Genomic DNA, 20,781 nt, shown 5'->3' with positions numbered 1-20,781 from the left:
ATTTACTATTTGATGTTAAGGACCTCGCTTAGTACGTTGTTATCTTCTTCAGATACACTGTCATCAGCCATATCTTCCCATTTTGTGAAATATGTTAGAGCAAAACCGCCTGCATATGCTAATAAAGTACCAATTATATAATTCAAAACCATATCAGAAGGGATTAATAAAGTCAAAGGTAATCCAGATAGTCCAATACCGATTGATGCAACCTTAGTTAATGATATATATGCTCCACCAACCATTGAACCTAAACAAGCAGTTAAGAAAGGTTTACCTAGTGGCAAAGTTACACCAAACATTAGAGGTTCACCAATTCCTAACATACCAACAGGTAATGAACTACCAATGATCTTTTTAAGTCTCTTGCTTTTTGTTTTAAAGTAAATAGCCAATCCAGCACCTACTTGTCCTGCTCCAGCCATAGCTAGAATAGGTCTTAACAAGTCAAAGCCTGTTTCCTTAAGCAGACTTACTTCAATAGGTGTAAGTGCCCTATGAAGGCCAGTCATTACAAGTGGTAGGAATGTACCTGATAAAACTGCACCAATAAGTATACCGCCTTTTTGAATAGATGTATTTACTATCCAACTAAGTCCGCCTGATAGATAAACTCCAACAGGATGGAAAATATATAAACTACCTAACCCAACTACTAGAAGTACAATTGTAGGTGTTGCAATTAAATCAATTACAGAAGGCATAACTCTTCTAAGTTTCTTTTCAAGCCAAGCACCAAATATAACAGCTATTAATACAGCAATAATTCCGCCAGCTTCAGGAACTAGGTTTTCGCCGCCTATAACTATTTTTGCAAGCTTAGGAGAGCTTAAAATACCTGCGATAGCGCCACCTAAGGATGGACTTCCACCGAATTCTTTAGCAGCATTAATACCAACCATTATATTCATGTACATAAATACTGATTTACCTATTACGTATAGGATGTTGTAAGTATTTTCGTTAATCCACTCTTGATTTGAAAATATTTTTGCTAAACCATATATTACTCCACAACCGATGAATGCTGGTATTAGTGGTATAAATATATTAGATAAATGCCTTAAAAATAATTTAAATGGAGTACTGTTTTTCGCTTTAAGCGCCTCTTTTCTTACCTTAACTTCATCTTCAACTCCTACCTTGATGCCTGTTAGCTTTCCAAACTCAACAGCTACTTTACCAGCTGTCCCAGGTCCTAATATTAGCTGAAGCTGTCCACTTTGCTCTACAACACCCATTACTCCATCAACTTTGTTAAGAGTTTCTTTGTTGATAATGTCTTTGTCCTTAATAACTAATCTTAACCTAGTTGCGCAATGTGCTACAGATATAACGTTTTCTTTGCCGCCAACTTTTTCTAAAATGTTTTCACTAATTATCCTAGCTTTTGAGCTAGCCATTTAAACGACCCCCTTATTGTTATATTTGATAGTTTATTTACTCTCTAGCAGTGCTTCATAAACTAGAGAAACTATACTTCCATACTTTCCTGTTTCATATACGTCACCTTCAAAACTGCCGTCATTACATACCGAATGTTTCTTATTTGTTAAAAGAACGATAGCCATATCATGTTTAGGATCAATTTGTGTGAGTGTTCCAGTCCATCCAGTATGACCGATTGCTATATTACTAGCATATGGACCAAATTGCCATACTTTATCTGTGTTTCCAGCTCTATTCCATCCTAAACCAAAAGTGATATCGTTATCAGATGGCTTAGTAAACTGGTCTAATACATTCTTATCAAATATCTGAACATTGCCATATCCGCCTTGATTTAATATTGTTTGACATAAAACAGCCATATCTGAAGCGGTAGAAAATAGACCAGCATGTCCTGAGATTCCACTCATTGAGTAGTAAGCTTTCTCATCATGAACCTCACCTTGAAGTGTATAGCTTCTTATACTTGGAAAGTCTCTTGATCCGCCTCTTGTATTACCCATAGTTTCTGTTGCTGCACAATCTTGTTTTTCAAATCCTTTTTCTAAAGGATTAAATACTGTATGAGTTAATCCTAACGGCTTATATATATTGTTTTCAACATATTCATCCAATTTAGCACCAGTAACATTTTCAATTATATATCCTAAAAGCATATAGTCAGTGTCACTGTAGATAGTTTTTGTTCCAGTTGGATATTCTAATGGAGCTTTTTCTAAAAGCTTTAATGTTTTTTCTCTATCAAGTGAATGAAACTCTTCACCATAAGGATTGTCTGGCATATAGAATTTAATGCTCGCTGCAAATCCAGCTGAATGAGTTAATAAATCTCTAATTTTAATATTTTCTCTTGTTTCACCAGTAAAACCTGGAATATACTTGCATACTAAATCATTGATGTCTATTTTACCTTCGCTGACAAGTTTTTGTATAGCTAAGTTAGTAGCATACATTTTAGTGTTAGAAGCAAGGTCAAACAAAGTATCAGTATTCATAGATTCAAAGTCACTAAGCAACTTATCTCCATCGTATTTAAGCTTGTATCCATATGCAGTATTTTTGATGATTTTTCCATCCTTCATTATCAACAACACTGCACCTGGAAAGCCTTCTTTTACTTCCTTGTTTATAAGATCATCTATTTCAGCTAATTTCTTTTCCGAGAATCCAACGTCTTTTGGTTTGCCAATTGTAAGTTCAGGATATGGAATAAATATATTTATGTATGAATCTTCGGGCTGAATCTTTAAAACCTTTAATGTATTATCACCTGTTACTGTATACTTGCTTATGTCTATAGTAGCTGTTCCATTCTTGTGTTTGAGTGCATCATTGATAGATATAAGCTTGCCATTTACATATACAGAAGCTGATTGTGCACCATGATTTTCTACAATTATTTTGCCTTGACCTTCATATCCCTTAAATACTCTCCTACTTTGAGCATATAGCCGACTAGTAGGCTCTTCTTCAGGAAATCTAGGATCGATTTGAGAATCAACGGTTACCTGACTTACTGAAACTTGCTGTTCGTTTGATGTAGCACTGATGTTGTTATCTACTGCATATCCAGTTAAACTAGTAGATAATATTAAGACAAGTAGTAATAAGACTGAAAGTTTTGATTTTAACCTCTTATTCATGTACATCCTCCTCTTATATTTATTTAATTGCCATTAAAGCCTTCCTTATATGACCCTTATGCAAGTTAAGGGTTTTCTCAGCTGTCTCTTTATCAAGTTCTGACATTATCATAAATATTGCTAGTTTAACGTCATATCCTGTTTCCTCTAAAAACTGAGTAGCAATTGTTTTATCTACAGAGGCAGCTTCAACAATTATGTTTTTACATCTTTCTTTTAGCTTAAGATTTGTGGACTCTAAATCTACCATTAGATTTTCATAGACCTTGCCAAGTCTTATCATTGATCCTGTAGAAAGCATGTTTAAAACCATTTTTTGTGCAGTACCTGCTTTCATCCTAGTTGATCCTGTTAGCGCTTCGCTTCCTACTACTACTGCAATACAGATATCAGATAGCTTTTGTATTTCAGAATTAGCATTGTTGGTTACAGCTACAGATGCAGCCCCTATAGACCTTGCATACTCAATTCCTCCAAGTACATAAGGTGTTCTTCCACTAGCAGTTATTCCAACTAGTATATCTTTGCTAGTAAAGCTTGTTTTCTTCAAATCTTCTATGGCTTTTAAAGTATCATCTTCAGCACCTTCCACTGCACTAAATATTGCGTCAAAACCTCCAGCTATTATTCCATGAACCATCTCTTTTGGTGTACCAAAGGTTGGAGGACACTCTGAAGCATCTAATATTCCGAGTCTACCACTAGTACCAGCTCCTAAATATATTAGCCTTCCTCCCATTTCAAGTTTACTTGCAATTAGTTCAACGGCTTTCGCGATATTAGGAATTTGTTTTTCAACAGCATAGGCTACTTTTTTGTCTTCTTCGTTAATCATTTTTATCATTTCTTCGGTTGAAACTATGTCCAGTTCAAGTGTATCAGGATTTCTTTTTTCGGTAGTTAAATTGCTTAAATCGATATTCATTGATGTGTACATCCTTTCTTTATAGAATATTACAAGCTATATCAACTTTTACATTTATAATGAAAGTCATAGTGAAATATTTTGAAAAATTATTACTATTAAACTAATAATAACATGAAATTTTATTTCTTTCTACTCCAAAAAAAATTTTTTATATACTATTTTCTTTTTGATGTTCTTTGCTAGTGCTTTTGCTTTGTATTCTAAATTTAACTCTTTTCAATATAACTAGCACACAATAAACGCCAATAGCAGATGTTATACTTAAAAAATAATAACCCATACCTGCGGCAATACCAATACATGCCACTACCCAAAGTGTTGCTGCAGTTGTAAGTCCTGTAACAGAACCTTTGTTATGTATTATTGAGCCAGCGCCAAGAAAGCCTACACCAGATACAACTTGCGAAACAAGCCTACTGCTATCTGCTTTAAGGGCATTGGATAGTTGAGGATACGTTAACATCATATTTATTGAATCTTCAACTATAAGTATTTGAATTATAGCAATTATTGCTGCCCCAACACATACAAGTATATGTGTAATAAAGCCGGCGGGCCTATTTTGATATTCTCTTTCATATCCAATAAGCCCTCCAACAAATATTGAAAGAACAAAACGTAATAATATTTCAGATCTACTCACAGATATCACCTCAAAGCCTAGAGCCAGCATCTTTATCAATAATAACTGTAACATCAGGATGAAGCTGTAGTACTGAAGCCGGTACTTCTGGTGTTATTGACCCCTTTACAGTATTGTAAATAGCTTCGGATTTTTCGACTCCACTTGCTAATAACACTATTTTTTTTGCTTGCATAATTGTTTTTATACCCATACTTATTGCCTTAGTTGGGACTTCCTCTATGGAATCGAAGAATCTTGAATTTGCTTTTATAGTATCTTCATCTAAATGAACTAAATGTGTAGTTGCTTCAAACTTTAAATCAGGCTCATTAAAACCTATGTGTCCATTTCTACCTATACCAAGAAGCTGCAAATCAATGCCACCAGCTTGCTTTATGGTTTCTTCATAGCTAGCACATTCGTCTTCGATACTGTTACACATACCATTTGGAATATGGATGTTCTCAGGCTTTACGTTAACGCGCTTAAAAAGGTTTTCCGACATATAAAAATTATAGCTTTGAGGGTTTTCCTTAGGAAGATGATAGTATTCGTCAAGGTTAAAGGTTTTTATATCACTGAAATCAATATCACCTTCGTTATAAATATTTATCAGCTCTTTATAGGTACCCAACGGAGTATCACCAGTTGCAAAGCCCAGCACACTATTAGAATTAAGTATAATCTGGCTTGCAATAATATTAGCCGCTTTTTTACTCATTTCATTGTAATTGTTTACAACAATAATTTTCATTTTTTTGCCTCCTAATACTGTTTTTTATGTTATTTTAACTTGTCCATTAAGGTGTCAAAATTATCTCGTATTTGTACTTATCACTTCTGTATATGGATTTTGTATATTCAATTACTCTGCCGTCTACTAAGTATGTTTTCCTTCTGAATAATAAAGCCATTGTATCCTTTGGTATCATTAACATGCTACCTTCGTACTCATCAAGAATTGTTGGTTCTATACTTTGTTTAGCGTAGTCCATAACGTAGCTATAGTTTTTACTCAATAGCTTGTATAAAGAATTACCCTCAATTGTTTCTTTTACCATATCAGGACACATATAGTGAGGTATACATACAGTCTCCAGAGAAAATGGCTCATCCTCAATAATCATCAATCTTCTTATTTCAATTATCAAATCGTTATCATCAGTTAACTGTAAGTGTGCTTTAATTTTTTTAGTTGCTTTTTTAATTTTGAAGGATAGAAGCTTAGTGCTTGTTTTCAAACCTTTTTCTTCCATTTCTTCGGAAAATCCTTTTAACTTGGATATTTGCTGCTTTTCTTTTGGATTTGATACAAAGGTACCTTTTCCTTGTTCCCTATATAGCAATCCTTCATTCACCAAAGCCATTATAGCTTTTCTAGCTGTCATTCGACTTATGTCATGTAATTTACACAATTCAAGCTCAGGAAGGATAGGATCACCTGGTTTCAATTCTTCATTTTCAATCATTTCAACCAGGATTTCCTTTAGTTGATAATAAAGGGGTAAAGCACTTTGCTTTGATACTTTTTTCAAAGACACCACTCCTATAATTGTACTACATTTGTTATATTGTATATACAATTATAAAAAAGCTTGATTCATTTGTCAAATATATCTAGTATATTATTTTTTTAGATTTACTTATTTTAGCTATAATGTTTGCTGCAGCCATTGAAGATTGGAGGGCACCATTAATCCAGCCGTGCGAAACTGAAACATGTTCTCCAGCAAAAAGAACTCTTGAATTATATTCCGGAGCAGCAATTGCATAAGAGAATAATCTTTTCTGCTCAGGTAAGAAATAACAGAAACCACCTAAAGACCATGGATATTCATTCCAGTTTAGATATACACGATTTTTTACTACATCATTCAGATATTCAGCAGGAAGTCCATGTACTAACTCAACTTGTCTTTTAACATCATCATATCTTAAGTTATCAGGTAAATTACCTAGTCTTGTTGTATCAATGTTAAAATTATATGAAGCAAGCAGCACGCCTGGCTCATAAGCAGGCTTACGATCGGATGGATACCATATTGATGAAATTGGGAGGTCTGTAAAAGAACCGCCGCCGATTATTCTTTCAGATGGGCTTCCTTCTTGCCAGAATCTTTTATTGCATAGGAACAAGGTCTTTTGAGTCAAAGAATAACCAACTTCTCTTATAGCCTGCATCTTTTGGGTACTAAATGGAGGATCTATCCGTACATTTCTAAGTGTAGAAAACGGTATAGCGCAGATTATATAGTCAAATTTTTCAGGAATAGAGGTTTTCATGGATTTGTTCTTGTACCATAATGTTACCTTGCTATTATTTGGCTGAGATATTTTTTCAACCCATGTACCTTTGTTTATTTTAACCTTTCCGAGACGTTCTTTTGGTATATCACCATACTCTGAAGGCTCGCTGCTAGTTAAAGAATTATAGAACGAATGAGGCAGTTTACTCATTCCGCCGATAATTTCATATAAATATAGGAAAGATAATTGATAGTTATCCATCATCACTTCTATATATCCATCATACATAAATAAGCGTGTAAAAGGAGAAATACTAGTAAGCATGTCTATAGCTCCCTGGCTTAGACCGGACATTTCCATTATTTGTCTTACGTTATAGTAATCCCAAAAATTAATTAGACTATCATAAAATTTTCTAATCTGAAGAAGTTGAGTACGGATAGATGGTGAAGTTGATAATAGAGGCGTATCAATAGCATAGTTCAATAAATCCATCCATGGAACTTTTCTTTCCCAAGCAGCTAAAGGAAATTTTGGATAAATTTCTTCTGTCACATTTTTACCTTCCACATCATTTCTAACCCTTGTATTTCTTACGTAGATGAGTCCGTTAGGATTTGACTGAACAAAAGGACGTGTATTTAGGTTGAATAAATTGACATAATGCCAAGTAGCGTTGTGTGTTACAGGTATACGCATAGCTCCCAGTTCACCATAATTATTTTCATCGAAATGATAAGTATATATTCTTCCGCCAATTCGTTCTTCGCTTGCTTCAAACATAGTTATGTCAAATCCTAGCTTCCTTAGCTCGAAAGCAGCTGATAGACCAGCAACTCCTGCACCGATTATTCCTATCTTAATATTTTCATTTTTAAATTCTCCTGGATTAGCTATAGTAGTTATATCTTCAGGCAGACTTGATAGCCTTATAATGTTATAAAAATCCTCTGGGCGATTTGCTTTTATCAATCCGTACATTGCTAGAGCATATCGTTCTTGGTCAGTAGGATTATCAGGCTGAGGTGGAGCGATTTCAGGTTGAGCTGGAACAGTAGGAGGGTAAGTATCCCAAAACATAATATTTCATCCCCTTTATATGCATTATAATTAATTATATTGACGTAATAGCTCAATAATGCATATATATACAGAAAAAAGCCCATAGGCTTGACAAGATATCAAGTCTATGGGCTTTTTTAAAATTAATATTCTCTATCTAACTTAATAACTAAGCTTCTATCGATGAAAAGTACGACATCGCCTCTAGTAGCATGTGAACCTGCAGCTATTACCATATCCTTATTTATACCAAGCTCAGTAGATTTTTTTAAGTAATTTACAGGCCATTTTTCATTTGGGTCAAGCGTATCGTCGTAACCTAAGAGTCTAACTAATACAGCTAAGATTTCAGCATATGAAATGTTTTTTTGAGGCTTAAATGTACCATCATCGTAGCCTGTTATTAAGCCTTCCTTTACAGCTATATTTACATATCCAGATGCCCAGTTATCCTTTTTTACATCGCTGAATTTTGTGTCTGCTTTATATTTTTCTACGTCCTTATCTTTGCTTAAAATTCTCACTGCAAGGACCGCAAATTCTGCTCTTGTAATGTTATTTTCAAGCTTTAAAGAACCATCCTCATAGCCTGTTAATATACTCATTGCTACTAATCTCTGGGCTGCTTCAGTTTGCTGTTGTCCTAAGTCCTTAGCTAAAACAAGAGAACTAAATGCTAGTACGAATACTAGTACAAGGGCTGTTATTTTTTTTAGCATTATTCACACCTCCTGATTACTTAATTTGATTATATCAAAGGTTCTTATAAATAAACATTTCAATTATGTTACAAGTTACTGGCTTTAACAATAGAGTAAATAACGAGTATACATTGTCGAATTAATAGGAATCGTTAATTTTTCTATTACAAAATATCAATATATGACGTATTTGTGAAGGAATAAGTATAATGAATGTTGAATAATTGATGTAATTAAGTTTTGTAATGATATTGTAATTTAAATATTAATAGTATTTTGTCGATAATATAAATAGTCGATATTCAAAAATTAGATTTGGTTGAACTTTTTTATTTACATAATAGACTGATTTTGATGGAGGGAATGCAAATGATAAAAAAGAGGTTCTGTGTATTCTTAGCAGTATTAATGGCAATAACTATTGTTCCACTTGAAAATTTTACTGCCTTTGCTGCTGACCAACTGGATATTAAAACAATATTACCAGACAAAGTTTCAGAAAAGAATGGTAAAGTAGTTACGATAACAGGTACTGGATTTGGCAGCAAAATAGATGATATAAATAAAGTTCAGGTCGTATTAGATGGAGGAGCTTCAAATCCTACAATACAGACAAGCGATATATTATCAATTAATGATACAGAAATGAGGATTAAACTTCCTCCTTCAGGTGGATTTATAGGACAGGCATATCTTATAGTAGGTAGAGATGGCTGGGGATCAGATTCCATATTATTTAACTACGTAGAGGATCCAAGCATAACAAACATAATAACAAACACCGAAATAAGTATAATGAGAGATGCAAACGGTGAAGTAATAAAAAATCCTGATGGTACAGCAAAAAGAGATAAACAGACATATATAGAAATATACGGCTTTTATTTTAATGCTCCAGGAGAGCAAAACAACATAGAAGAATATGTAGAGCTTGAAAGTTCAAATAGCACCATGTCTGCGAAAGTAATATCGCAAAAAGAAGGATACATAAAAGCAAAGCTTCCAGAGAATTTCATATTCGGAGATACTTACAAAATTACCATAAGAAATAAATTTGGAGGGGAAGCATTCTTAGAAAACCGAAACATTACATTGGCAGAACATGATATAACTCAGCTTTCAAATCTTAAGGTTAACATTGGAGCTAAACTAGGGATTAATGGTACAAATTTTCCGTCAAATATAAAGGTGTATATAGGAGATGAAAATGGAGAGAAAGAGGCTTCAATTATTTCTACTAATACAAGCTTAATTGAAGTAACCGTTCCTCAGGTAGCTACTACAAAGTATCAAAATGTAAAAGTAGTAAATACTGATAACTCAACAGCGGTAACACTTATTGACGAGTTAGAAGTATTGCCTGTTCCAAAAGAATTTACAGTAACCGCAATAACTCCTAATGCAGGAACTAAGCTAGGAGGGACTGAAGTCAGAGTAATAGGTACAAGTCTTAATCCTGACATGAAGATATTGTTTGGTGATAAATATGCTACAGGAGTTGAACTTGATACTGAAATGAGCAAGGATGGTGTTACTGTATTAAAAGCAAAGACTCCTGCATCGACTAAGATTGGGTCAGTTGACGTGAAGGTTATAAACCCAATAGATAATGGACAAAGAGTATTAGCAAATGGATATAGATACACAGAGGTCGAAAATTCTCTAGTTGTTATAGATATGAATCCTACTGAAGGATTTGAAACTGGAGGTGAAACAGTTTCAATATCAGGAATTAACTTTCAAAGAACAAGAATAGATGATGATGAAAAGGTAGTATCAGATGAAAATACAGTAACACTTTCTGCTGATAAAAAGGAAGTAGTTTTTGAAAGTACTGAAATAGCAGATTATCCGAAACCAGGAACAAATGATAAAGTAAACGTCATAAGAACTAGAAAAGTCAAAGTATACTTTGGAGGAGAGCTTGCAGAGTTCAAGATAATTAACGATGATGGAACACTAGATCCTGATGATATGACAATAATAAATCCAGATTCTGGGCATCAGATACTTAGAGTAAAAACTCCTCAAATTGCCTTGAATCCTAGAGAGAATACTCCTGTCAATGTAACAGTTGAGATAATAACACAGTATATTGATGCTGCTGATAAAATAACTATTATAGACCAATATGCTGAAAAAGAGATGTCACCAAGGAAATATGTATATAAGCCAGTTCCAAGTACACCTGAATTGAAAGTGGTGCATAATTACAAAAGCAGCACGATGCCATTAATAAATGATGATCTAAAAATGGCTAGAGCCGCAGCACAAGAAACAGTGTATATATATGGATATGATTTTAGACCAGATGCGAAAGTATACTTTTTTAAAGAAGGACAGAAGCCATTAGATGAGCTAATGGTTCCCAAAAATCAAGCACAGGTGATTGCGGTAGATACTCTTGAAGGCTCTTACATGGGAAAGACTATAAACAGAATTGAGGTTAAAGCACCAGATATAAAGGAGCTAGGAGCAGTTACAGTAATTGTTCAGAATAAAGATGGAGCTAGGACAAAGACTTTAAATGAGTTCCGTAATCAAGACGGTGTAACAGATAAAGAAATTGAAGTAAGACAATTTGAATATGTTAGTACTCCAATTATAAAAGAAGTTTTTCCACCATATGGATCAACTAACTTTATAGATGATGGAGAACTTGTTATTAGAAATCCTAGGGTAACAATGAACGGCGAAATGTTTTTAGTTAATGCATATGTTGATGAAAACGAAGTGACAACTCTGGCTTATCCAACAATATATGTAGTACCTAAGAGTGTATCTACTAAAGACATACAGAGTCTTCATACAGTAGATCCTGACTCAATCTCAAAATATAGAGCAGAGGTAATAGAGGTCACAAAAGAAGTAAATGACAAGCTTATAAAATTAGACGGAGTAAAGGATAGAGTGGGGACAAAGATGTCTGTTATAATGCCTTCTGTAGCACCTGATAATGGAGGATATAGAGATATAATTATAATAAATCCAGATAAAGGTATAAATAGAATAAACGATGCTTTTGAATATAGAAGTCCAGAAACAAAGCCTAAAATCATTTCTATAGTTCCTGACAAAGGGAGTACTGAAGGCGGAGAAAAAGTAGTTATAACAGGTACTGATTTTGAGTACGACATAAAGAACATACTGCTTCTAGTAACATTAGATGGAGAAGCTGCTGAAATAGATCAAATTGAAAGAACAACAACTGATGGAAGCAATACTGTTGTTGTAACAATTACAACACCAAAAGGAACAGCAGGTGAAAAAACCTTACAGGTTATAAACCCCGACGGAGGGACTGCTGAAGGTAAATATACCTACACAAGAGTTTTTACGAACCCTGTTATTACAACAATAGCACCAGACCATGGAGGACCTTTAACAAAAGTGATAATTAAAGGTGATGACTTTGTTGTTCCTGACCCAAATTCATCAGATGAGGATGGCAAACACGGAACAAGAGTATATTTTAACAATGATGAAATATTAACAAAAACAGATAGTGACGGCAATGTTATATCAGATGTTTATGTTGTAGATGACAGAACAATCTATCTAGTGGTACCAGACGGACTTCCACTTGGTCAAAAAGATGTAACTGTTTTAAATCCTGATACATCAAGATACACAGTTAAAAATGGCTTTGAGTATCAGAAACCAGACAGCGCTCCAGAGATAATATATATAACTCCAAAAGAAGGAACTAGAGATGGAGGTACTATAGTAAAAATCAAGGGGAAAGGCTTTATAAAGAGCAAGGGAGAACCAGTTATAGAAGTATATTTTGGAGAGAAAAAAGGAATAAATCCGAGGTTCGGAGCAGATGAAACAGAGATCATAGTAACTACTCCAAGCTACCCTATAGACGAAAAAGTGACAGACAGGGTGACTGTACCTGTAACTATAGTTAACTACGATGGAGGGTCAGCAACAATAGATGATGGATTTACATTTCGAGTGCCAGGAAGTAAGCCTAAAATCACAGGTATAGATCCAAATAGAGGCACAACATCAGGAGGAACTAGAGTAGTAATTGACGGAGAAGATTTCCGCTATAAGGATGTCAATAGCAATGGGATGTATGACGAAGGTGATATAGCACCAAAAGTGTACTTTGCATGGGAAGAAGCTGTTGAAGTTATATTCTCAAGTCATGGAAGGATAATAGCCATAACTCCAGAGTTTCAAGAGGGTGGAGCGGTAGATGTGACTGTTGTGAATCCAGACGCAGGAGCATATGTTGCTAAGGGGGCATTTACTTATGAGAAATCTAATCCGCAGATAACTAGTATTACTCCTCCAGCGGTACCTAAGCAAGGAGGAACAGAAATAGTTATACGAGGCAGTGGATTTATTAAAAACTTAGAAAAAGATGAAAGTGACACCCCTTCTACACCAGACGATCCTACAAAGCCTATATATGGAGAAAATATAGACGTTGAAGTGTCTTTTGGCAATGAATCAGACTCCTCTGAGCTTGTTGGTAAAAGAGCAGAGGTTATACTAGGAAGTATAAAAGTTGTCTATGATGGTTCAGACGAAAATGCAGATAAAAATGTATCTATACTACTTAATGAAGAAGAAAAAACATCATTTAAAATCAATACTGGAGAGTCAAAAATAGTTCTATTATCAACATCAGCACAAGGCTCAAGTCTTGAAGGTATAAAGATTGAAGTAAAAGATGGCAATCTTATAGTGACAAGAAGACTATCTCCAGAGGTTAGATATATAGATTCAGGAAAAGTTGAGGCAGTAACTCCACCGATGGAGACAGAAGAAGAAAAGCCGGTTGATGTTATTTTGAGAAATAGAGATGGTGCAGAAGGAAAAGGCAGCATAATAATCACAAATCCTGCAAGTAATCCTGAAATAACAGACATAGATCCAAAAAGAGAAATAAATAGAAAGGATTCAGACAAGATAGATTATTATGTAGTAGAGTCAACTGTTCAAGGTGGATTAGTATTTACGATTCATGGTAAGGATTTTAGAAAAGGTTCAAGAGTATTTATAGAAAACAAAGAAGCGGAGATTATTTCTAGAGGACCTAATGACGATTCTCTAGTAGTAAGGTCGCCTAATGGTTCAGGATTCCAGCTAAATGAGCCTTTGAGAATAATAGTTATGAATACTGACGGTAAGAGTGCAGATTCATCTCTTTCGAAAATAGGAGAAAAGCAAGCAAGGGCTTACTATATATACAGACCTACTGAAAGCAAGCCTACTGTTGAATATATTGAGCCAAACAGCGGAAGTGCAGCTGGAGGCGAAAGAATAGAAATAATAGGAAATGATTTTAGGGAAGGAAATGTAACAGTAAGAATCGGAGCGAAAAAGGCTACTGTAGTAGTTGAAGAGTCATCATATAAGAAACTTGTAGTGATAACTCCTCCAAGTGAAATATTAGGGCCAGTTGATGTATTTATAAGAAACGAATCTGCCATGGGAGAAGTACTATTAGAAGGTGGATTCACATACTACTCAGCTCCAGCTATTACTAGAGTTAATCCAAATGAAGTCCATAATACTGGTGGTCATAAGGTAACAATTAGTGGTGCACAGTTTAAGGAAGGAGTAAAGGTATACATTGATGACACAGAAGTCAAAGAGGTTACTTATATTGATGAGAGAACCATAGAGATAATAACTCCAGCAGGAGAAGTGGGAACTAAGGATATAAAAATTGAAAACACTGATGGAGGCTCAGCTACTCTTAAAAATGGAATAACATATATTCTACCTGTTCCAGAGAGTCCTTCTGGGTTTACAGCAACTCCTGGACATGAAAGGTCAATAGTGCTTAAATGGGATGAAACTCCAGGGGCTGAGAGATATAAAATATTCGGGAAAAAAAGGTCAAAGGATGAATACAAGTTTATAGGAGAGACTACAGATCTTGAATACTATCTAAAAGACCTTGAAGAAGATACAAGATATTATTTCAAACTATGGGCGCTAAATAAACATGGAGAATCATTAGGGTATGACTACGATAGTGCTACAACCTTGAAGTCCAAATACGATAAAGGTGATGACAAGTATGATCAAAATGAAACAACTGAAACTGTATTGAATTATTCAAATGGTGCAGCTACAATTGACCTTCCGAGCAAATACGATGGAAGTGAGTACACTATAGACCTTACAGATACAAAATATAGGTCGTATAATAAAGTACAGATAAACATACCTATATCGGCCATAAAATCTGGAAGAGGCGGAGTGTATGTACAAACTGAGGATATTATGCTGCGTGTGCCAATGTACAATTTGATGTTCTCAACTTATTTCAATACAAGTAAGAACGAAAGTGACTCAAATGTTATCATTACTCTAACAAAGCTTGACAATGCTGAGAAAAGCAGGCTAACTAAAGGTCTTACAAGAAAAGAAGAAGCAAAGTCTCAAGCTTATGGTGTTAGCTTTGTTCTCCAAAGAGGAAGAGATAGTGAGGCAATAAGCATAAAAGATGGTATAAGCTTAGTCATAAAAGTAGATAAAGAAGGCTTAGCAAAAGATAAGCTTTATATGGCAAGGTATGTTCCACAAGATAACAAGCTTCAAGAACATAATTCAGCAATAACTGAAGGATATAATTTACAAACATTAAGAGAGAATTATCAAATATTAGCTGAAGTTTCAGAAGATGGAAAGTTCATAGTTATCTACAAAAAATAGGGGTGTTTACATGAGAAAAAATTTAAATAGTATAAACAGACAGGGGACATTTGCTCTTTTTAGAGCATGTCCCTGCATTTTGACAGCTGTGTTAATCATATCAGTTGTTTTTTCACCATTAACAGTAGTTTATGGCGAAACATATAATGGAGCAATAAGCTATGATGGGGTACAGAACTACAAAGCGCTTTATAATAATGTAAACTTTACAGACATTAAAAAACACTGGGCAAAAGACTCTATATACAGGATGAGTGCATTATCTATTATAAGAGGAATGGGTCAAGATAAGTTTAGTCCAAACAACACACTTACAAGAGAAGAAGCATTAACGCTCATAGTTCGTTTATTAGGACATGAATCAGATGCACAGTTAGCAGGAGAGCAAGCCATAGATAAAAGCGATACAGCAGGATACAAGATACTGACAGCTTCAGATTACTGGGGTAATGGGTATATACAAACTGCAATAAACAGGAATATACTAACTCAAGAAGAAGTTAACTACATAGAAAAATTAGCAGAGAGTGAAAAGAATAATGCAGACCTACAGTTAGAAAAAAGCATGACTTCATACGAAGATAATGAAAATCTAACTGCGGCACAGCTTAGGAACGTTAAGAATCAGCTTAAGCAAAAAATAGAAAGAAACTATACATGGAAAAAGCCTGCAAAAAGAGAAGAAGTAGCGGTATGGGTATCAAGAGCAATAGGGCTACAACCAATTAATGGACAGGCACAGCAAATGCTTTATAATCTTAATGACTGGAGACAGATAAAAACAGAGAACCTTCCATTAATAGAAGCAGTTTTACAAAAAGGAATTATGCAGGGCAATGATAAAGGTGACTTCAAGCCATCATCATCCCTAACTAGAGCAGAAATGGCAAAGATCTTAGATAATATTCATAGTGAGTTATTAAATGACCAAGGATACATTATCAATACAGGAATAGTAGAAAGAATAGATTCCTTAACCGAATCAAAAGATGGAACAACAAATAAAAAGAAGTTTTTTTTAGTAAAAAATGATGACAGTACATCTACTGTTATACAGGTTCAGGAATCAGATAGCAATACAGGTGACAAAGGGTTTATTGCATATAAAAATGAAAAGCTGACGCTGCCACCAGATATAAATGAATATGATTATATTAAGTATTATGTAACTCCAGGAGAAAAAGTTGTATTTGTTGAAGGACTTATGAATAAAACTTCTACAGTTGAAGGCTTTATAGAAGATATAATTATAGACAATAACGAAGTAAAAATAAAAGACTACCATGATAAGCTGTATAGTTTTAAAATAGCTGAGGGAGTAAATGTAAGTGTTAATGGGGAATGGGCACAACTTGAAGACTTACTTTATGGACAAGAGGTAACATTAAAAGTAAACAATGGAAATGTTGTAGATATAAGTGGATATATAGATACAGGCGAAGAAGGATATATTCATCCAGGTGAAAGAATCTATATAGGTAAGGTATTGTATATGGATAAGACAAATGGAAAAGTGACACTTTTAGACGATATGAAGCAAGATGAATTTGTCATAGATTCATTTACACCAGTTATGAAGGATGATACAAACGTTGGCATAAATGGCATAAAAGAAGGAGACATACTGAGATTAGAATTTGATCAATATGAAGGAAATTTGCCAATAAAAGCATATATTGCACAGCCAGATAGGCAGATAGCGAATTTATATAAAGGAACCATAGGACAATACAATCCAAACAGAAATGAGATCATATTGCAGAACGTCTCAACATATAATCATACGAAGTGGCAATCTAATACTCAGGATTTAAAGCTTTCTTTAGGATATGATTCTAATATCTATATAAATGGAAGAAAGATAAGCAAGGAGTTATTGCAGAGTTATTTAGGCAGGGAAGCATATATAGCCACTGCTGATAGCTTTGGTAAGGAACAGGCGCTGAAGGTAGTATTTAAAAGTGGATATGAGAAAAAATACTATAACTCTATACAAGACATAGCTTTCGGAGATAAAAAGCTTAAAGTAGATTATAATGAGATGTATTTTGATGATAGTACCATAATAATTAAAGATGGAAAGCTAATACATCCATATAATCTAAAAGAAGATGATGATGTGTTTGTAGTGTCACACGGCACAGGAAACTATACAGCATCACTGATATCTGTAGAAGGAATAACAGATATGGGACTTGTGGTGTATAGAGGAAGAATAGACGAAATATCTCAGTATGGCTTTGAACTTGACAACTACGATATAATAGAAGGAACAGATATAGATTATTCTTCAAGACAAGCAGATTTCAACATAAGCGAAGACACATGGATAATTGATACAAGAGATGGTGATATAGAAGAAGTCTCAGTAGAAAAGTTTACAAACAGCAGATTCCTTAAAGATAAGGACAGGAGTAACTACTATGACGATTATGCCTATGTTATAGAATACAACGACATGGTTTTAGCTATAGATATCATAGATAGAAAAACTAAAGGACAAGTGATATCGGCCAGCGGCATAAAGACAATAGATAGAGCTAACGACTTCATAACACTTAAGGAAGTAAAAGACTGGAGTGAATTTAGAGACAAGTGGAATGTAAATAGCGCAGAGATAAACCTAGATGTTACAGAAGCATTATTTATAAAAAATGGACGAGCAGTAAGTATAAATGAGATATCGGAGAAAGACAGCTTGTATGTAATAAGAAGAAATGATGTAGGCTATATAGTTATTTGTAGATAAAAAAGGAGTGATAAGGTGAAAAGAGTGACAGCAGTTTTAATAGCGGCAGTAATGATATTTACATCGCTACCTAATTATGCACAAATCAATAACGCAGGCTTTGAAGGTGGAATACACAAAAACGAAAGAGACTATAAAAAGATTAAACAGTATAAAGAGGTTATATTTTTAACAGGAAAGCCAATAGCCTTAGAGGGAACTGTAGAAATAAAGATATACGACAAGAAATTAAATTATGAATATGATCTTTCTAGTAAAGATAAGAAGGTTACATTGAATAGAGATATAGATTTAGAAAGAATAATAGATAATAATACAAAGCATAGACAGATAGTAGAAGTAAACAATATAATTAAATGTAAAGAAACTATTAAAGTTGAGGATGAGGCTGGGAAAATGACTTATACATTAGTAGATTATCAGCTTCACAACTCGACTATTGATGATAATCAGCCAGTTGTCAACTATTATCAAGGGAGCTGGGGTGGAACAAAAACATATGAGATAAATAAAAAGGAAGGAAAAGTGGTAGTAGATATAACTGGAAACATATATGGTTATGACCATTATTGGGGGGCTACAGAAACTCAAAAGATACACAAAGATATAACTTATACATTTGAACCTGAAGAGGGAGAAGACATAGAATGGTATGGTTATGCTGATGTTGATGCTTCGTTTAACAGGACGAAGAGAATGGAATATCTAGATAATCTTGCTTATCAGTCAAGCTTTGATGGAGGGTATACACTAACCGAGCAGGACGAAACAGTTATGAAGTACTCTTATAACCTGCCTTATTTCGATAAAGATGGAGTGTCTAAGAAAAGAAAAAATTCAGGACAAGGTGTAGAAAGATTTGACACATTACCTACTCAAAAGAGATTATTCATACCAAAGTATGAAGATATAAAAGGTAACTGGGCTGAATGGGATATTAAGAGACTAGGTGGACTTCAAGTTATAGATGGAACAAAAAAATACTTTGGACCTAACCTTAACATGAAAAGGTCAGATTTTGCTAAGTGGATTGTATTAGCTATGGACTTAGCAGAAGAAGAGCAGCAGCAGAAAAGAAGGTCATATACAAAACCAGAAGCAACGCCTGCTCTATTTAATGATATAACCAGCGAATACCCAGACTACAAATATATCAAGGCTATAAAGGAAAAAGAAATTATGAACGGTGTAGGAGATAATAAGTTTTTGCCTGAAGGAACTCTTACAAGAGCAGAAGCCATAACCATAGTGATAAGGTCATTGGGATTAGAAAGACTGGCTCCAAACCCTCCATTTACAACAAGGTTTGTTGATGATAGAAAAATACCACAATGGGCTAAAAAGTCAATATATGTTGCTGATCAGCTTGGAATAGCAAAGGGTTCGCCAGAAGGCTACATACATCCTAACGAAAACATGACAAAAGCAGAAGCAGCAGCATTTATAAACAGATTTATAACCTATCTTCAAGAGGACTTGAAGATGGATTATAGGGAAAATATATTAAATTATTAACATCAAAAGCATCTCTATATAGAGATGCTTTTGCAATATATTTTTCTTGATATTGTAATAATATTGAAATATTATCCACAACTTCCAGTGATATAATAATATTGAGGAGGTTGATTACTTTGAAAAAAAGGAAATGTATAATTGCAGCTATTGTACTTGGGCTACTGATTAGCTATACAGTATCTTTTGCAGACATAGACTCAAAACTAAAGGGTCATTGGGCTGAAAACATAATCGATAAGGATTTTGTAAACACACACTTCTCATATTTAAATAGCAATGATGGAGCACTATTTGATCCAAATGCCTATATCACGAAAGATGATTTCCTGAGTTCACTTAACAGCGTTATGACTAAACATAACAAGGAAGCATTAGCAGTGGAAACAGAAGGAAGTACATCAAATAGTTTACTAACGAGAAAGGAAGCAGTAATACTAATAGTAAAAGCAATAGAAATTACAAGAGATGTACAATTATCTGAAGCTGATGACATTGTTTTTAATGATTTAGAAAAATTAAACGACGAAGAAAAACTATGTATATTAAAAGCTAACAAGCTAAAAATAGTAAATGGCTACAAAGACAATACCTTCAGACCAGAAGACAATGTGTTACAAATACAAGCCATACTATTTCTTCAAAGATTAAAAGGAGAATTGGATATGAAAACTATTGCGATACCATTTAAGGCTATAGACAGTAAAAGTTCACATAATGTGAAAGAAGAATCAGTTAATGTTGTAGAACAGGAGGGTAAAGTTAAAGTAACAGTAACAAAGCAGTTTAATACATCAGGATATAGCATGTATGTTGATAGAATAGAAAAAATAAGTGATGGTACGTTCAAGATTTACTTAAATATAAAAAGACCTGACCCTAAAGTAATAGTTTTGCAGGTTATAAGCTATAAAAGTGTGACAGTAGAAATAGATAAAGCTGAATTAGGAGAAGGAGCTTATAAGTTTGAAGCTGTTGATAGAGGAATGGGTGATATAAAGTTAAAGTCAGTAAAATAGAACGCTAGTGCAAAATCAATATTAATAACTTTAATCAATAACTAATAAAAAATCCAAGAGATCCTTGGATTTTTTTTATTGGTTATTACAATTTTGTAACAAAAGGATGAATTTTGTCTACTAAAAATTTGGTTACAAGGAAGGTATTTACAATGAGGA

12 protein-coding genes are annotated in these 20,781 nt (G+C 34.1%); 4 read left to right on the top strand and 8 right to left on the bottom strand.

What is annotated here, in order from left to right; genetic code table 11:
- Window positions 1-5: 5 nt before the first annotated feature.
- The 8 genes from HNR33_RS12715 to HNR33_RS12680 all read right to left on the bottom strand — a co-directional run bounded on the left by HNR33_RS12715 (window position 6) and on the right by HNR33_RS12680 (window position 8,673).
- Window positions 6-1,403 carry a PTS transporter subunit EIIC gene (locus HNR33_RS12715; RefSeq protein ID WP_429083836.1) on the bottom strand — a complete coding sequence of 466 codons (1,398 nt, stop codon included), beginning with the start codon at window positions 1,401-1,403 and terminating at the stop codon, window positions 6-8.
- Window positions 1,404-1,436: 33 nt separating this feature from the next.
- Window positions 1,437-3,092, bottom strand: a complete 1,656-nt coding sequence (pbp4b, locus tag HNR33_RS12710; RefSeq protein ID WP_429083835.1) for a penicillin binding protein PBP4B — start codon at window positions 3,090-3,092, stop codon at window positions 1,437-1,439.
- Window positions 3,093-3,111: 19 nt separating this feature from the next.
- Complete coding sequence (gene murQ / locus HNR33_RS12705; RefSeq protein WP_429083834.1) at window positions 3,112-4,017, bottom strand: N-acetylmuramic acid 6-phosphate etherase; 906 nt, start codon at window positions 4,015-4,017, stop codon at window positions 3,112-3,114.
- Window positions 4,018-4,168: 151 nt separating this feature from the next.
- Window positions 4,169-4,717: an MgtC/SapB family protein gene (locus HNR33_RS12700; protein WP_429083832.1), complete on the bottom strand. Its 549-nt coding sequence runs from the start codon at window positions 4,715-4,717 to the stop codon at window positions 4,169-4,171.
- Window positions 4,674-5,399, bottom strand: coding sequence for a glucosamine-6-phosphate deaminase (gene nagB, locus HNR33_RS12695; RefSeq protein WP_429083830.1), 726 nt, complete (start codon window positions 5,397-5,399; stop codon window positions 4,674-4,676). The genes HNR33_RS12700 and nagB overlap by 44 nt, the downstream gene beginning before the upstream one ends.
- Before the next feature lie 46 nt (window positions 5,400-5,445).
- Entirely contained in the window at window positions 5,446-6,180 is a 735-nt protein-coding gene (locus HNR33_RS12690) for a GntR family transcriptional regulator (protein WP_429083829.1), read from the bottom strand.
- Window positions 6,181-6,262: 82 nt separating this feature from the next.
- Entirely contained in the window at window positions 6,263-7,972 is a 1,710-nt protein-coding gene (locus HNR33_RS12685; protein ID WP_429083827.1) for a flavin monoamine oxidase family protein, read from the bottom strand.
- 125 nt (window positions 7,973-8,097) lie between these two features.
- On the bottom strand, window positions 8,098-8,673 hold the full coding sequence (locus HNR33_RS12680; protein ID WP_429083825.1) for an S-layer homology domain-containing protein: 576 nt from the start codon (window positions 8,671-8,673) through the stop codon (window positions 8,098-8,100).
- 351 nt (window positions 8,674-9,024) lie between these two features.
- Here HNR33_RS12680 and HNR33_RS12675 point away from each other — a divergent pair, with 351 nt between their 5' ends.
- From HNR33_RS12675 to HNR33_RS12660, 4 genes are all read left to right on the top strand, one after another.
- Complete coding sequence (locus HNR33_RS12675) at window positions 9,025-15,339, top strand: IPT/TIG domain-containing protein (RefSeq protein WP_429083823.1); 6,315 nt, start codon at window positions 9,025-9,027, stop codon at window positions 15,337-15,339.
- Window positions 15,340-15,349: 10 nt separating this feature from the next.
- The gene (locus tag HNR33_RS12670; RefSeq protein ID WP_429083821.1) at window positions 15,350-18,088 is read left to right on the top strand and encodes an S-layer homology domain-containing protein; all 2,739 of its coding nucleotides are present in this window, start codon (window positions 15,350-15,352) and stop codon (window positions 18,086-18,088) included.
- Between the two features lie 15 nt (window positions 18,089-18,103).
- Complete coding sequence (locus HNR33_RS12665) at window positions 18,104-19,603, top strand: S-layer homology domain-containing protein (protein WP_429083819.1); 1,500 nt, start codon at window positions 18,104-18,106, stop codon at window positions 19,601-19,603.
- A gap of 119 nt (window positions 19,604-19,722) precedes the next feature.
- Window positions 19,723-20,622 carry an S-layer homology domain-containing protein gene (locus HNR33_RS12660; RefSeq protein ID WP_429083817.1) on the top strand — a complete coding sequence of 300 codons (900 nt, stop codon included), beginning with the start codon at window positions 19,723-19,725 and terminating at the stop codon, window positions 20,620-20,622.
- The last annotated feature ends 159 nt before the right edge of the window (window positions 20,623-20,781 follow it).

The organism is Brassicibacter mesophilus (genome assembly GCF_050433385.1).
GTDB lineage: Bacteria > Bacillota > Clostridia > Tissierellales > Proteiniboraceae > Brassicibacter > Brassicibacter mesophilus.
This window is presented reverse-complemented; position numbering and strand designations above follow the sequence as displayed.